At 57.9% G+C, this 14,873-nt stretch carries 13 protein-coding genes; 4 read left to right on the top strand and 9 right to left on the bottom strand.

Annotation, left to right across the window (positions count from 1 at the left end; translation table 11 throughout):
• The first annotated feature begins 14 nt into the window (after positions 1 to 14).
• From BM279_RS19020 to BM279_RS19010, 3 genes are all read left to right on the top strand, one after another.
• Entirely contained in the window at positions 15 to 1,187 is a 1,173-nt protein-coding gene (locus tag BM279_RS19020) for an NAD(P)/FAD-dependent oxidoreductase (protein ID WP_093506334.1), read from the top strand.
• Positions 1,187 to 2,020: an aldo/keto reductase gene (locus BM279_RS19015; protein ID WP_093506332.1), complete on the top strand. Its 834-nt coding sequence runs from the start codon at positions 1,187 to 1,189 to the stop codon at positions 2,018 to 2,020. Before BM279_RS19020 ends, BM279_RS19015 begins: the two co-directional genes overlap by 1 nt.
• A 70-nt stretch (positions 2,021 to 2,090) precedes the next feature.
• Positions 2,091 to 3,050 (top strand): metal ABC transporter ATPase, encoded by a 960-nt coding sequence (locus tag BM279_RS19010; protein WP_093506330.1) that lies wholly within the window; start codon positions 2,091 to 2,093, stop codon positions 3,048 to 3,050.
• A gap of 55 nt (positions 3,051 to 3,105) precedes the next feature.
• Here the strand turns inward: BM279_RS19010 and hldE are convergent, their stop codons facing one another.
• The 4 genes from hldE to msbA form a co-directional block, all read right to left on the bottom strand.
• A complete protein-coding gene (gene hldE / locus BM279_RS19005) occupies positions 3,106 to 4,527 on the bottom strand; it encodes a bifunctional D-glycero-beta-D-manno-heptose-7-phosphate kinase/D-glycero-beta-D-manno-heptose 1-phosphate adenylyltransferase HldE (RefSeq protein ID WP_093506328.1) in 1,422 nt (473 codons plus the stop codon).
• Between the two features lie 68 nt (positions 4,528 to 4,595).
• The gene (locus tag BM279_RS19000) at positions 4,596 to 5,978 is read right to left on the bottom strand and encodes a PIG-L deacetylase family protein (protein ID WP_093506326.1); all 1,383 of its coding nucleotides are present in this window, start codon (positions 5,976 to 5,978) and stop codon (positions 4,596 to 4,598) included.
• A 4-nt stretch (positions 5,979 to 5,982) separates the two neighbouring features.
• Positions 5,983 to 6,879 carry a GNAT family N-acetyltransferase gene (locus BM279_RS18995; protein WP_093506324.1) on the bottom strand — a complete coding sequence of 299 codons (897 nt, stop codon included), beginning with the start codon at positions 6,877 to 6,879 and terminating at the stop codon, positions 5,983 to 5,985.
• On the bottom strand, positions 6,879 to 8,708 hold the full coding sequence (msbA, locus tag BM279_RS18990; RefSeq protein ID WP_093506322.1) for a lipid A export permease/ATP-binding protein MsbA: 1,830 nt from the start codon (positions 8,706 to 8,708) through the stop codon (positions 6,879 to 6,881). Before msbA ends, BM279_RS18995 begins: the two co-directional genes overlap by 1 nt.
• Positions 8,709 to 8,713: 5 nt before the next feature.
• On the opposite strand from msbA, the gene BM279_RS18985 reads away from it, so the two are divergent.
• Positions 8,714 to 9,352, top strand: coding sequence for a BUD32 family EKC/KEOPS complex subunit (locus tag BM279_RS18985; RefSeq protein ID WP_244154190.1), 639 nt, complete (start codon positions 8,714 to 8,716; stop codon positions 9,350 to 9,352).
• Here the strand turns inward: BM279_RS18985 and BM279_RS18980 are convergent.
• From BM279_RS18980 to BM279_RS18960, 5 genes are all read right to left on the bottom strand, one after another.
• A complete protein-coding gene (locus tag BM279_RS18980) occupies positions 9,322 to 10,119 on the bottom strand; it encodes a lipopolysaccharide core biosynthesis protein (protein WP_143103625.1) in 798 nt (265 codons plus the stop codon). The genes BM279_RS18985 and BM279_RS18980 overlap by 31 nt on opposite strands.
• A 45-nt stretch (positions 10,120 to 10,164) precedes the next feature.
• Positions 10,165 to 11,109: a WaaS/CpsH family glycosyltransferase gene (locus tag BM279_RS18975; RefSeq protein WP_093506318.1), complete on the bottom strand. Its 945-nt coding sequence runs from the start codon at positions 11,107 to 11,109 to the stop codon at positions 10,165 to 10,167.
• Positions 11,110 to 11,148: 39 nt separating this feature from the next.
• Complete coding sequence (locus BM279_RS18970) at positions 11,149 to 12,348, bottom strand: O-antigen ligase family protein (protein ID WP_167363172.1); 1,200 nt, start codon at positions 12,346 to 12,348, stop codon at positions 11,149 to 11,151.
• A gap of 1 nt (position 12,349) precedes the next feature.
• The gene (locus BM279_RS18965) at positions 12,350 to 13,459 is read right to left on the bottom strand and encodes a capsular polysaccharide export protein, LipB/KpsS family (protein WP_093506314.1); all 1,110 of its coding nucleotides are present in this window, start codon (positions 13,457 to 13,459) and stop codon (positions 12,350 to 12,352) included.
• A 151-nt stretch (positions 13,460 to 13,610) separates the two neighbouring features.
• Entirely contained in the window at positions 13,611 to 14,870 is a 1,260-nt protein-coding gene (locus BM279_RS18960; protein ID WP_208604550.1) for a capsule biosynthesis protein, read from the bottom strand.
• Positions 14,871 to 14,873 lie beyond the last annotated feature (3 nt).

Below are 14,873 nucleotides of genomic sequence, written 5' to 3'. Positions count from 1 at the left end.
TGAGAGGCGCACGCATGTCCCAAACTCTGAGCACAGACGTCCTGATCGTCGGCGGCGGCGTCGCCGGCCTGTGGCTGAACGCGCGGCTGCGCGCCAAGGGCTACGCCACCTTGCTGGTGGAGCGCGAAAGCCTGGGCGGCGGTCAGAGCGTCAAGTCCCAGGGCATCATCCATGGCGGCGCCAAGTACGCCCTGCACGGTGCTTTGACGGGTGCCTCCGAGGCCATCGCGGATATGCCGCGGCGCTGGCGCGAGGCGCTGGACGGCGCCGGCGAACTGGACCTTTCCGGCGTGCGCCTGCTCTCCGATGCCCATTACCTGTGGTCGCCGGGTACCCTGGCCGGCAACCTGACCAGTTTCTTCGCCAGCAAGGCGGTGCGCGGCCGCGTCGACCAGGTCAAGGGCGAGCAGCTGCCGCCGGCGCTGCAGCATCCGAAATTCAAGGGCAAGGTCTATCGCCTGGCCGAGCTGGTGGTCGACGTACCGAGCCTGATCGCCCGTCTGGCCGAACTGGCCGGCGATAGCCTGCTGGCCGCCGATGCCATCGAGCCGCTACACGAGAATGGCCGATTGGTCGGCCTGCGTGTTGACGGTCGCGAGATCCGTGCCCAGCGCATCGTGCTCAGCGCCGGCCGTGGCAATGCCGATCTGCTGGCCAGCCTCGACGTTCCTCAGCCAGCCCAGCAGCTACGCCCGCTGCACATGGTGATGGTCAAGGGCTCGAGCCTCAAACCGCTGTACGCCCACTGCCTGGGCGGCGGGCCGAAGCCGCGTGTCACCGTAACCAGCCACCCGAGCGCCGATGGCGAGTGGGTCTGGTATCTGGGTGGCGACCTCGCCGAAGCCGACGGCGTGGCCCGCGACGAAGCCGCGCAGATCGAAGCGGCGCGCAAGGAGCTCAGTCAGTTGCTGCCCTGGATCGACTTGTCCACAGCGCAGTGGGCGACCCTGCGCGTCGAGCGCGCCGAGCCGGCGCAAAGCGGCCTGGTGCGCCCCGACAATGCCTTCTTGAGTGATCAGGGCGCGCTGCTGGTCGGCTGGCCGACCAAGCTGGCCCTGGCACCGGACTTCGCCGATCGCGTGCTGAGCCATCTCGAACGCGACGGCATTCGCCCGGCTGCTCACCCTGCCCTGCCCGAACTGCCGCGCCCGGTGATCGGTCGCACCGCGTGGGAGGCGGCGTTCTGATGCGCGACCTGCACAGCCTCCACCGCCCGCTGGGCTCCACCGGCCTGAACGTTTCCCCCCTTGGCCTGGGCACCGTCAAGCTGGGCCGCGACCAAGGCGTCAAATACCCCAACGGCTTCACCATTCCCGATGACCAGCAGGCCCTTCAGCTGCTCGGCCTGGCCCGCGAGCTGGGCATCAACCTGCTCGATACCGCGCCAGCCTATGGCACCAGCGAACAGCGCCTCGGCCCACTGCTGCGTGGCCAGCGCCATGACTGGGTGATCGTCAGCAAGGTCGGCGAGGAGTTCGACAACGGTCTGTCGCATTTCGATTTTTCCGCCGCCCACACTCGGCGCTCGGTGGAACGCAGCCTGAAACGTCTGGAAACGGACTATGTCGACCTGGTGCTGGTGCACTCCAACGGTGACGACCTGGCGATCCTGCAGCGCGAAGCGGTCTACGACACCCTGGCCGAACTCAAGCAGGCCGGGCTGATTCGCGGCTTCGGTTTCTCCGGCAAGACGGTCGAGGGCGGCCTGCTGGCCCTGGAGCGCGGCGACTGCGCCATGGTCACCTACAACCTCGGCGAGCAGCAGGAGCGCCCGGTATTGGACTATGCTGCCAGTCACGCCAAAGGCGTGCTGATCAAGAAAGCCCTGGCCAGCGGCCATGTCTGCCTGGACAGCGGCGTCGACCCGGTACGCGCCAGCTTCGAGCTGATCTTCGGACACCCCGGGGTCGCTAGCGCCATCGTCGGCACCATCAACCCGCTGCACCTGGCCCACAACGTGGCCGTGGCAGCCGAGGTTATTGTCGGCACTAAAAGTGGTAACAGAGGATCAGCAGAGTGATGGACAGGCGTTCCGATTACGCCTTTTGACGCCGCCCAGGCGGCCGACCCCGACGCAAGAAGGAGCCGACATGCCGCGCATCATTTCCCGCAAGGACCCCGCCACCTTCAAGACCCTGCCGTTGTACGTCGAGGCCACGCCCGACGGCATCGCCTACCAGAGCCTCGGCCGCCCGCTGAACTTCAGCGAAATGCTCGAACGCCGCAAACCGGTCGAACTGCCCGACAGCCAGCGCTTCGCGGTGGAGCTGGCCAACCTGGGCGTCTCGGTACGCCTGACCCTGCACTGGCAAGGCCGCGACTACTGGCTGCTGGTGCGCCAGCGCCGCCATGACCGCGGCGATGTGGTGCTCAAGCTGATCTCCGGTTACGTGCCCGCCCACGAACTCAACCTGCCGCTGTTGACTGCCCTGCAGGAAGTGGCCGAAGAGTGCCTGCTGGAAACCAGCGAAGGCTGGCTCTACGGCCGCTTCGGCGACACCTGGCTGCCGGCGCCCTACGAGGGCGCACTCAAGTACCGGGAGAACGTCCATTTTCGGCTCAGCCCACTGTCCGGCGCCACTCGCCCGGTGCAATGCGGCAACCTGACCTTGCTGGAACGCCCCCGTGCCTACGTGCATGTACCCACCGCCTCGCTGCAGCTGGTTTACGACCTGCGCCTGGACCTGCCCAAAGAGGCCAGGCAACCCAGTCTGCTGCACGTCGATGAGCACCTGGAGAATGGCAAACTGATTGCCCGACTGGATCACGCCCGCCCGGATCTGTATCTGATTCCGCTGGAAGGCGGCCGCCCTACAGCCGAACTGCTGACCTTGCGCCAGGGCCAGCTAATCCCGGCCAATACCCGCGGCCTGTGGCTGGCGGAAAGCTTCGCTGCCCAGGACGGCTGGCTGGTGCGCGACGAGCGGATTCGCTGGAAGGATTGGTTGGCGCTGCACAACCTGACGCCCAAACCCAGTAAGCCAGAATTGTTCAACTCCCACACCGACGCTTCTCCAAGCGTTCGTCTGGATACCGCCGCGGCGGTCTGATCGCCAAGCGCTACAAAACAAAACCCCGCCAGTTGGCGGGGTTTTGTTTGCGCAATCAGCGACTGCGGATCTTCTCGACGATGGCCGTGGTCGAGCTGTTCTCGACCAGCCCCAGCACCCGCACTTCGCCGCCGTAGGCCAGCACGATATCGGAACCGACCACCTGATCGATGCCGTAGTCGCCGCCCTTGACCAGCACATCGGGCTGCACCTGCTTGAGCAGGCGCTCGGGCGTGTCTTCGCTGAAGCTCACCACCCAGTCCACGGCGCCAAGCCCAGCCAGTACCGCCATGCGGCGATCCACGGCATTGATCGGTCGGCCCGGGCCTTTGAGACGGCTCACCGAAGCATCGTCATTGATCGCCACGATCAGACGGTCGCCCTGCGCCCGCGCCTGCTCGAGGTAGGTCACGTGACCGGCATGCAGGATATCGAAGCAGCCGTTGGTAAAGACGATCTTCTCGCCGTGGGCACGCGCATCCTCGGTGGCCAGCAGCAGCTGCTCGAGGCTCAGCACGCCACGCTCGGAGCCCTCTTCACGCTGCACGGCACGACGCAGCTCAGGGGTGCTGATAGCCGCGGTGCCCAGCTTACCCACCACGATACCGGCGGCCAGGTTGGCCAGGGCCACGGCCTGGGGTAGTTCCTCGCCCGCTGCGATGGACGCGGCCAGGGTGGAGATCACCGTATCGCCTGCACCGGTCACATCGAACACCTCGCGCGCCCGCGCCGGCAGGTGCAGCGGCGCATGATCGGGGCGCAGCAGCGTCATGCCATGTTCACCACGGGTAACCAGCAAGGCGCCTAGGTCGAGTTCACGCATCAGGCGCGCGCCACGGCTGACCAACTCGGCTTCATCTTCACAACGCCCGACGATCAACTCGAACTCACTGAGGTTCGGGGTGATCAGACTGGCGCCGCGATAGATGGAGAAATCCTTGCCTTTCGGATCGGCCAGCACCGGAATGCCACGCTCGCGCGCCGCCTTGATCAAGGCCTGATGATTCTGCAGCGCACCCTTGCCGTAATCGGACAGCACCAGCACCTTGACCTGATCGAGCAACTGCTCGACCTGCCGCGTCAACGCCTCGGCATCGGTCTGGAACGGCTCTTCGAAATCCATGCGCAACAGCTGCTGATGACGGCTCATGACCCGCAGCTTGACGATGGTCGGCTGATTTTCGATGCGCTGGAAGTGGGTCGCAACGCCGGCACCACGCAAGCTGTCGGCCAGGCTCTCGGCAGCCTCATCCTCGCCCGTTACGCCGACCAGAACCGCCTTGGCTCCCAAGGCAGCGATATTCAGTGCGACGTTCGCGGCGCCACCCGGGCGGTCCTCGATCTGGTCGACACGCACCACTGGGACCGGCGCTTCCGGCGAAATTCGCGATGTACCACCATGCCAGTAGCGATCGAGCATCACGTCGCCCACCACCAGAACGGCGGCTTTGTCATAGTGGGGCATGGTTAGTTTCATGGCAGCTCCAGAGGGGAGAGAAAAACAGAGAAAATCATAGCATGGCAAATTTGACGGTCAGACAGCGCTCAGCGCTCTCGAACCCAGAACAACTCGTGCCGACGCACCGCTTTGCGGAAGAACTCGTCCTCGCCGCTGGTCGGCCAGCGGCGCCCAGCCAGCACACGCTGCATGAGCCGGCGCAACCGCCTCTTGAGCGGCAGACGCCCCTGCAGGTCGTGCTGCAGAGCAAGCGCCATGGCCTTGTCCAGCTGCTGCTGGGCATCCAGCGTTGGGCTCCACAGCCGGTCAGCCGGTAGCGCCGTAATGGCCGGCGGCAAGGCAATGCCGTTGCCAGCCGGCCCCATTGGCCAACGGTCGTTGTCATGTAGGTGGTTGGCATACAGCAGCAAGGTTTGCGGTTGCCAGGTGCTTAGGGCAAAAGCCTCAAGCAACGCCCTGGTGCTTGCCACATGGTCATGGTGCGGATCCAGCTCCGGATGGGGCGTCAGCACCACCTCCGGCCGATAGTGATCAACGAGCGCAGCCAGATCCGCGACCAGATTGCGCCAAGTCGGCAGACCATCCTCATCAGCGGGCAGGTGCAACGAGTTGTATTGGCGGGCCGCACGAATATCGGCCTCTCCGGATTCACGAGAGCCAAAGGGCGTTTCTGGCTGCTCAGCCATAGCTGGCAACTGCAGGCAGTAATAACCCAGCTGCACGCATTGTTCCTGTCGCACGCCACCCCATAACGGCGCCGCAATGCTGTCCCAGGTACGCAACCGTCCTTTCAGACGTGCAGCCGCCGCTTTGTCCAACCCGAGTCGCTCATAGGCTTCGGCTTCGATTTCGCCTTGAGTCAGGGTGACGATGGCAACATCAGCGGCCCGGCTGTAGAGGTCAAAGGCCGCCAGTTCGGCATCGTCGGCATGGGGGGCGACGATCATCAGGCGCTGCCTGGCGAAGTCTGGACTGCGCATGGCGTGCAGGCGCAGCTCACCGACCACGCGGCACCAGCGACTGGCGATGCTCAGCCCATTGGCTTGCTGCCCAGACAGGTTGAGGTAGCGTCGCCCGGATACTCCACGCTCGAAGTCCTGGCGATCACTGCCCAGCAGCACATAAGGATCGAGCCAGCGCCCCAGCCAGGTCGCCTTTAGCTGCAGCTCGAGGATCAGCGTATCGTAGCTGTCGAGACTCTCATCGACGCGCAGCACGCCCTGCTCGAGCCTGGCCCGGAAACTCAGACAATCCGCTGGAAACTCATGCTGATAGTCATCGCGGGGTGAATAGAAAAGATGGTCCGCGAACCAGGCTTCATGGGCAATCCATCCCCCGACCAGCAGGGTCAGTGGCACCCACCATGCCAGCAACACGCCAGCGACCAGCAGCACCACTAGCGCAACGGCAAGTGCTACCCGCTTGTTGCGCCGATGGCGCTTGAGCAATTGCTGCTTGCGTCCTGTCATTGATTCAAACCTGATAGACCGGCACGCGGTTGCACCAGCGATCTTTGTACTCGCGATCAGCGCGGCCGAACGAATAGCGCAGCGGCTTGCCATGGGCGCGGGCCTGCTCCCACTCACTTTGCGTGTTGACGAAGCTCAACACGCTACCTGGGCTGAAGTCGCGCTGTTGTGGATCGACACCACCATTGATGTACTCGAGGCTGACCCATTGCGGCGCCTGGACTCGATAGAGAATCTGGATGGCCACCGGCTGGTCATCCAGATAGATCAGCGAACCGGTCATGAACTCGCGCATCAACTCGAATACTTCAGCCAGATGCTCCTTGCCAGTAGCCTCGAAGCCCCAGCGTCGCTGGAACAGATCCGCGTATATACGCGCCTGCTCTGCCGCTGTGAGCTCCAGCATGGGGCGAATCACGCCACCGGCTTCTTCGAGAAGGCGCAGCTCACGACGCTGGTTGTAGCGAAACTTCTTACTGTACTGCTCCGGCTCCCTGGCCAGCGCCAGGCCCTCGGGCTGCTCACGCAAACCGACGAGCTGCCCGGCATTACATTCGGATACGTAGCGCAGCTGGTGCCGCACCTGGACACGAACCGCCGGGGCAATCGGCAGAATCACCTCGGCATTGCCAAGGTCGAACAAGCCGCGCTTGCCCTGCTGCTTCAATACATCCTTACTCAAGGCAAGATGCCGGCCCCACGTCGGCATTGCTGCCCGCACCTCACCCTCGACGAAATGCCCAAGGTAACGCACAGGAATACCCGCCAACACGGCCAGCCGTGCCACCACCTCGGGATGAGTGGCGACACTGCCCCCAAAGGTATTCCAGGCAGCTGCGTAGTCATCCGCCGAGATAGGCCCCCAACCCCGTTCACGCCAGAAACGCACACGACTGAGCATCAGGCGTCCTGCTTGGAAGCAGCGGAGTCGTCATCGTCCTCGAACTGCTTGGCATGCAGTCGAGAGTAATAGCCGTTTTGCGCGAGCAGCTCAGCGTGGGAGCCACGCTCCACGATCTGCCCCTGATCCATCACCAGGATCAGATCGGCCTTCTCGATGGTGCTCAGACGATGGGCGATCACCAGTGTCGTACGCCCTTGCATGACCTGATCCAGCGCAGCCTGAATATGCCGCTCGGATTCGGTATCCAGCGCTGACGTGGCCTCATCGAGAATCAGCACCGGCGCATCCTTGAGCAGCGCGCGGGCAATCGCCAGGCGCTGGCGCTGACCACCGGAGAGCAACACGCCGTTCTCACCGACCAGGGTATCGTAGCCCTGAGGCATCTTCTCGATGAACTCCGCGGCATACGCATCGCTTGCCGCTTGTTGCACGGCCTCCAGTGGCGCCCCGGCAAGATCGCCATAGGCAATGTTGTTGCGCACCGTATCGTTGAACAGAGTGACGTGCTGGGTTACCAGCGCGATATGACGGCGCAGGTTGCGCAGTGTGTAGTCCTCTACATCCAGGCCATCGAGCAGGATCTGTCCTGTCTCATGGTGGTAGAAGCGCGGAATAAGATTGGCAAGAGTTGACTTCCCGCTTCCCGAGCGGCCGACCAGAGCGACCATCTGCCCAGGCTCGGCGACAAAGGAAATATGGTTCAGTACCGGCTTTTCAGAACCGGGATAAGTAAAGCTCAGATCTCGCACTTCAAGACGACCGCTGACGCGTTCGCGCTCCTGAGTACCGTTATCTACTTCAGGCTCTTCATCAAGTTGCTCGAATATGGTCTCGGCGCCGGCCAACCCTTTCTGGATGGTCGAACTGACCTCGGACAACTGGCGAATCGGTTTGGGCAGCAAACCAGCTAGGGTGATATAGGCCACCAGATCCCCAGCCGACGAATCACCGCGTAACCAGAGGACAAGAAACATCAACACGGCCATGGCACTGTAAATCACCAGTTGCAACGAAGGTGTATACACAGCACCGGTGCGCACCATTTTCAGCTGCTTGTTCTTGTTCTCCTCGCTGGCCTTGAAAAAACGCTCCTTCTCGTAATCCTCGCCGCCGAAGCTACGCACCACACGATAACCATGGATGCTCTCGGACGTGACATGGGTGACGTCCCCCATACTGGTCTGAATCTTCCGGCTTTGCTTGCGGAATTTCTTGCTGGTGCTACTCACCATAAGGCCGATGATTGGCAGAATGGCCAACATCACCAAGGTCAACTTCCAGTTCATCCACAGCAGGGTGATAAACAGAAAAATTACCGTCATGCCTTCACGTACCACCACCTTGATCGAGTCGGTGGCAGCGCCGGTAACCATCGTTACGTTGTACGTGATGCGCGAAATCAGGTGGCCAGAGTTGTGGTTGTCGAAATAGCGGTTGGGCAACATCAACAGGTTGTTGAAAAGTGCAATACGCAGATCCTGCACCAACCCCATGGAAACCTTAGCTATGTAGTAATTGCCAAGGAAGGAGCCAAGCCCCTGCCACAAGGCGATCAGTATGATCAGCAGCGGTACGGCCTGCAGCAGCTTGAGGTGGGCCAGCCACGGCGCATGCTCCAAAAGCCAGGGAACACCTGCGAATAAACTGGCGTCAGGGTTCGACAGGCCATCGACAAAATACTTGAGGATGTAGCCTAGCATTGGCTGGGTGGAGGCAAAGATAAGGAAGCCAAAGAGGCTGATGGCAAAAAGCCCCCAGTAGGGGACCACGTAACGCAGCAGACGCAGATACACCTTCAGGCTGGATTGCTGGGTAGAATTGGCCATTCGGCATGTCCCACAACTGGCTAGAGAAAACGATGCGGATTGTAACAGCGAACGAGCTACAGCACTGGCTTAACACAGGGCAGATCGTGGAGAAGGACTCCCGCGGCCCGAAAGTCGTTTGCCTTCAAGATGGGCGGTTTCTTAAGATCTTTCGTAGCAAAAGACCGTGGCTAGCACGCTGGCGCCCCGAAGCAAAGCGATTTGCCCACAACGCCCAAGCGCTGGGAAGCTTGGGCATCGCCACTCCCGAAAAGATTGAAAGCGTTTGGCTTGAACCAGACAAAGGGGTTAGCGCCTGCTTGTATTATCCTCTGAACGGCACTCCACTGGAGAGCTTGTTCAAGCAACAACGACCACTCTTCGACGCGCTTCTAGCGGATTTCTCTGCCTACATATACCACCTGCATCAGAACGGCATATATTTTCGGTCACTGCATTTGGGCAATGTATTACTGCTGCCTGCAGGAGGCTTTGGGCTCATCGACTTTCTAGACCTGCGCATTAAGCGAAGTCCACTAAGTCAGAGCCTGGTACGACGTAATTTTGCTCACCTGCAAGGCTATTTGAAAAGGCGAAACGTAGAGGGTTTTCCCTGGGAAGAACTCATACGCGATTACGAATTAACCAATAAGCCGTCCAACTGATCGATACCTATTTTAGGAATCAAATCGGCAGGCAGTCGGCTATTGGGCGACAGATTGTAGACAGCGAAGTGCTCTCCCACTACACGTCTTGCCATCAGCTGGAAACACGGCAGGATGTAGTCAAAATAGTCACCATCCAAACGGCTGGGCACCGCGTCGGCACCCTGCTCATAAAAACGACCAAGACTCGAATCAAGATCGACGCCTACCAAGAACACCCGACTGAACCCCAAGTGGTACGCCAGCTGGATGCCTGCATAAGGAATTGTTCGACCACTGAAGTATCCCTTGGCAAGATTACGGCAGAAACCAATGCGATTGGGTTTCTGCCGTAGCAGGGAGAAATGACATTCCATGTCCGAATCTTGACGCGCGCGCCAAGCAAAGCATCTATCACTCAAAGCGGGCTTATTTTCCCCGGGGCGATTCACACGCTCAAATCGGTAGATGCCCACGTCATCAAGCGCACGCTCTTGCAGCCTCAACAGGTTATCGATGACCCCAGGGCTCAGTGCTAAGTTCTGAGAAATCTCGACAGCCCGTAACAGCAACGGCAATCGATTACGTACGAAGCTGCCATCATCACACATATAAAAGAAAGGCGAGATACCCGCCTCATCAAACAAACGGACAGATCCATTCAAAGCCAGCATAGGAATATGCGAATACTGCATCAACGGAAACTCGCGAGCAGAGGGCCCGCTTGCAATAATAAAAACATCCCCTCTTTGGGAATTTTGCACATTCGCGATATCTAAAGAATTCAAACAACCTCCTTATCAAGAACCGTCAACCCGCCAAGACAAAAGCAATCAACCACTGTACCCATGATTGCGCATCAGTGTCTCTAGCATGTGCTCAGGTGAATACTCATAGATCAACGATGATGCAACAGGCTCAACCGTCGACGCGAGAAAGCGCTTGAGCTCTTCCACATCAGGTAAATGACAGTCATCAAGGATATAAAAATTACATGGATTATAAAAAGACAGCTCACGCACCGAGCTATTAGTCGTTATCAGTTTCTTTCCAAAGTAGGCTGCCTCCAGCGCACGCAGGGTAACGCCTGCCTGCCCTGACTGATTAACCTCAACAATGACGTCGGCACCAGCGCTAGCCAAAACGTAATCCCGGTAATCGACCAACTCCGTAACATGGTACTTTGTCTTACCAGAAAACTGCTTATCAACCAGAATTCTAAAATCCACCTCACAGCCGCACTCCACCAACGTCTCAGCCAAACGTATTAACGCTTGGCCTCTTCCCTTATCCCTCCCTATGAACAATGCTTTTGTAGTGGTCCATTCATATGAGGACGCAACAGCTTTGGCATGGGCAAACCCCATAGGAAAGAATTGATGAAGGTACTTTATGCCAAGGACTTCACACTGCTTACGATCAAAGCTGTACACCGCATCAAAAAGACCGGCCCACCTTATAATAAAATCAGAGTCAACCAAATCCCTTATCAGTAATAGCTTCACACCGGGAAACGCTCCGACTATAGGCGCGTTGAACTTTCGATGTATCTCTCCCTCGTTGCATATCAACAGATCATTCGCAGAAAATCCCGACCGCCATACATAAAACAACGCGAGTCGTGACTGCCATCGCCCCCCCAGAAAACGGCCAACCAACCTGTTGAGACGGTTCCAAAACTTGGACTGCTCGAGATAAACGACATCATAGCTCTCTGCAAGGTGATCAATAAAAAGCTTTTCGTATTGGGCCTTCCAGCCGAGAAAGTAAACCGTCATAGGCAGCTCAGCATCAACTGAAAAGCAAAAATCATCAAATCAGCGAACATGATCTAATCCTGCCTTCACGCTCTCTGTGGCAATAGCCTCGGACGCATCCTCTTTTACCGCAAGCACCAAACCTATCGCTACAGGTAACCAAGTAACCATCCAGTCTGCATTCGGCTTAAACCATAAGCCGATACCATCGGTGAGCAATGACACGCTCGAAAACGTCCATAGCCCAAGCAAGGCAAGCCCTAAGTCGACTCGACGGTTATGCCACGCCCGCCACCCTACACTCGCCCACAACATGAAAAATAGAGCAAGCCCAACCGCCCCCCAGCGAATCCCCGTATCCAGATAAAGATTGTGGGGATGTTTAAAGGTTCGTCCTAGCGCATCCACTGTGATTCCGTACTCACCAAAACCGACTCCCAGCATCCAGCTCTCTGTAAAAATCGCCAGCCCCTTTTGGAACAGTTCGGGGCGATACGACAGGCCGCGCTGAGCCAGGAACTCGGGAAAGAACAGAGCCACTATGGCAATTCCTAACCCTCCTAAACATAGAGTAAACACGCCCAGCCGCGTAGGTCTTGCTAACACAATTACTATAAATGCGGCGACCAGAGCGATCCAAACACCGCGCGTTTGACTCAGTAGAACGAAGAGGCCCATCGCGCCAATAGCTAAAAGGATTAGGAACTTCGACCAACCAGATCGATATCTAACGCTCAGCAAAACACCTAGAACCAGAAGCGCACCTACCGCATGAGCGGCCATGATGACTGTGTCCCACAGCCCAAGGGCTATAACTCGATGTCCAAGGTCGTTACCTGCTAAGTAATAAACCTTAACAACAGACAATAGTGCAAAAGGCCCGGCTACAAGCGCAGCGGCGCACAGCTGGCTCTCGATGGAATATTTCCTTTGCTGTGCCGCAAGCACCACGCCAAGCAAAGATAGCAGCACATAGAACGGTAACTTGAGACTACTGAGCACGTCCGCTCCGCTATGGATGAGCGTTACGATTAGCGTCCACACCCCCAGCAAAACAAAGAGCACAAACTCAGGCTTCAGCAAATGCTTACGAAACTCGACATGTTTTAGCGCGAACAACCCTGGCAACCAGAGGAGAACAATCAAGAACTGGTGATAAAGCTTGTTACTAGGCATCACCCAAGGAGCACAAAGCAGCGTAAGAAAACCTAATAGCGCCCAAGTTGCCAGAAGATCAAGTCGTGGATAAATCGCTCTCATATCAGACTCTGTTATCCAGCATTCGATTCGCCACACGCTGTAACTGGGCCCCATCGGCTTCCCGCCACCCACCTTGGATACAGTATTCCGCAGCCAAGTAACGCAAAAAGCTCTGCCGCAGCTGATCATCCAGCCCCCACCGCGGAAAGTTCGCAGCCAACTCAAGCAGCTCGCTGGCCGAGTCAGCATGCGCAACAATCCCGGGGATATTGAAAAAAGCCTGCCCGAGGGTCATCACTGGTTTCCCCAGCAGCAAACTTTCAAGTCCGACTGTGGAATTGAGCGTCACGACAAACTCACAGTTCTGGATCAACTCTTGAGTTGGATTGCCATTAGCGAAAAGTAGCCTTTCATGCACCTGTGCATGAAGGTCGGGATAGGTCTCCCTGCTAGAGGGATGCTCCTTGAAAACTACGGTAAGGCCACACTCGTCAGCCAAACGCTTACCAAGAGCAAACAGCTGACGCATATCGCCCACCCAAGGTGAAAACAGTCGCACCTGAGTATCACGGTCATCTTGGAAAGGCATAAATACATAGCGATGTGGCAAGCGGATGGGCTCAAGACCTTTATTGCGTGACGGACGTGGGATTAGCTGTAGACGGGCCTCAACCGCGCCTTCTGGCGCAATGTAGCGTCGATAGAACTCGGCGTTGCGAGGAACCGAATTGCGATAATTTACACCTTTTGAATCAAGTGTCGTCGTGTCCGGAAGCAATCCATTCTCAAAGAAGAAAGTGCCGCAGCCTTCAGGACGTAGAGCTAGCAGCAGCTGGCAGTAACGATGCGAACCATTCCACATAGCAACATTTTCTGGCTTCTCGCGATGCAATAGCGCTTCTACTCGCAGCGCCATCCAGGCCAATTCCAGCCTTAGCAGCAAACGGTAGAAAAACCCTTCATATTTACGCTTTACTCGCCTCTCTTGGCACTTCTCCTCGATGAGCCCTGCCCAGTCGAGCCGACCTGCGATGGCTGACAACCGCCATGGCCGCGGTAAGGGTAACTGGCTGGGCTGAAAAACCTTGCCCTGCAATTCCGTTTCATCAAGCAGCCGTTTGAAGTAAATAAGCTGATGTTTGGCCAGCGCCAGAAATAGAAACTGAGTCATTCGTTAATCCGGTGAAGAGCGTCAAACCTAACGCAAGATTGTTTGACGGGAAACTCGCTTAAAATAGCGATCCGATTCATGAGGAGTACACCAACCTCTTCATACAAGAATCAATACATGTATTGATGGGGTCTGACAGACAACATTGCTATCAACATTGAGCTAACTCGACTGTCGAGTGGATCACCTGCAGATCGCCAGGAGGGGTTCGACGCTCAAGCAACGTAGCCAGCGCGTCGAGGGTGCTGGACAAACCTGCGCAACCATTCGCCAAGTGGTATTCAGCGAAATCTGAGCTTTGCTCGACGGCTGCTCTATAGCCGCGCTCTGCAGCAGATACCTGCGCCTGCAAAGCGTCCACCGATGCAACACCGGGCCCGAAGAAACGCTGGAGAGCGAAGATGTCCCGCTCGCCACTGACACTTATGCTTATTACCGGGCGCCGAGCCAGAGCGGCCTCAATAACAGCATTGGACATTATGTTGATTACCATCGAAGCGCGTTGCAACGCGTCTGCCAGATGGCAATCGCGTGACAGAACCGTAAGCTGTGGTATCTCGCTAGCAACCTGCCGCCAGAATGCCGCTTGACTACGCGGATGAGCCCTGAACAGAACTTTGTACTCGGAGTGCTCCCGCGCCCAGTCTCGCAGCAACTCATACGCAGCCTTATACCCCGCCTCCTTCTCCTTATCCGGACCAACGCCCAAGATAAGAATTGTGCGCAACTCCGGATCTGCCGGCGCCAAGTCATAGGTGTTGTCAATCATATGGGAGCCGGCAAGGACGGCCGTTGAATTGCCAAAGCGCAACGTTCGCTTCTGCAGCGCCTCCAATGAACTACGTCCGAACAGAAAGTAATAGTCGTAATCGTTCATTCCCAGCCGACGTGAACTTTCGACTGTAGTGGCGTGAGCCAGATGCACCAATAGGTTTTGCCGGGCGTTCAGGGCAAGCCGCAGAAATGGCGCATATAAGCTGCCATTACGATCATTGAGCAAGACGCGCGGATGGTAACGCTCGACTAGCCACTGTGCATGGGCTGCGTAACCGAAATAGCGAACGGGAATCGGGAATGGCGGCTTGCAGAGCATACGTTGACGGAGCATCTCACCAGGCTCAGGCAACGCAGTTTCCACCAAGCTATAGCCGCGGGCTACCAGCGCATCCTTTAACAAGCGTTTACGTTGCAGGGGAATGACTTTCGTCATCGACTGCAGCAACAGGAAATCGCAGCTCTGCGTTTGCGGATTCGCCACCAAACGCGTCATGGCACGAACACCTAAAATCCAGTCCCGGCTCGCATCGCGCACAAAGCGCAAGACGCTACCCAATAGACCATGACGCTCACGCAAGAGCAGCCAGCGATATCGGTCCAGCATTCGGCACTTGTCCAGCCAGGGATTGCTCATATG

Source organism: Phytopseudomonas straminea (genome assembly GCF_900112645.1).
In the GTDB taxonomy this organism is placed as follows: domain Bacteria; phylum Pseudomonadota; class Gammaproteobacteria; order Pseudomonadales; family Pseudomonadaceae; genus Aquipseudomonas; species Aquipseudomonas straminea.
This window is presented reverse-complemented; position numbering and strand designations above follow the sequence as displayed.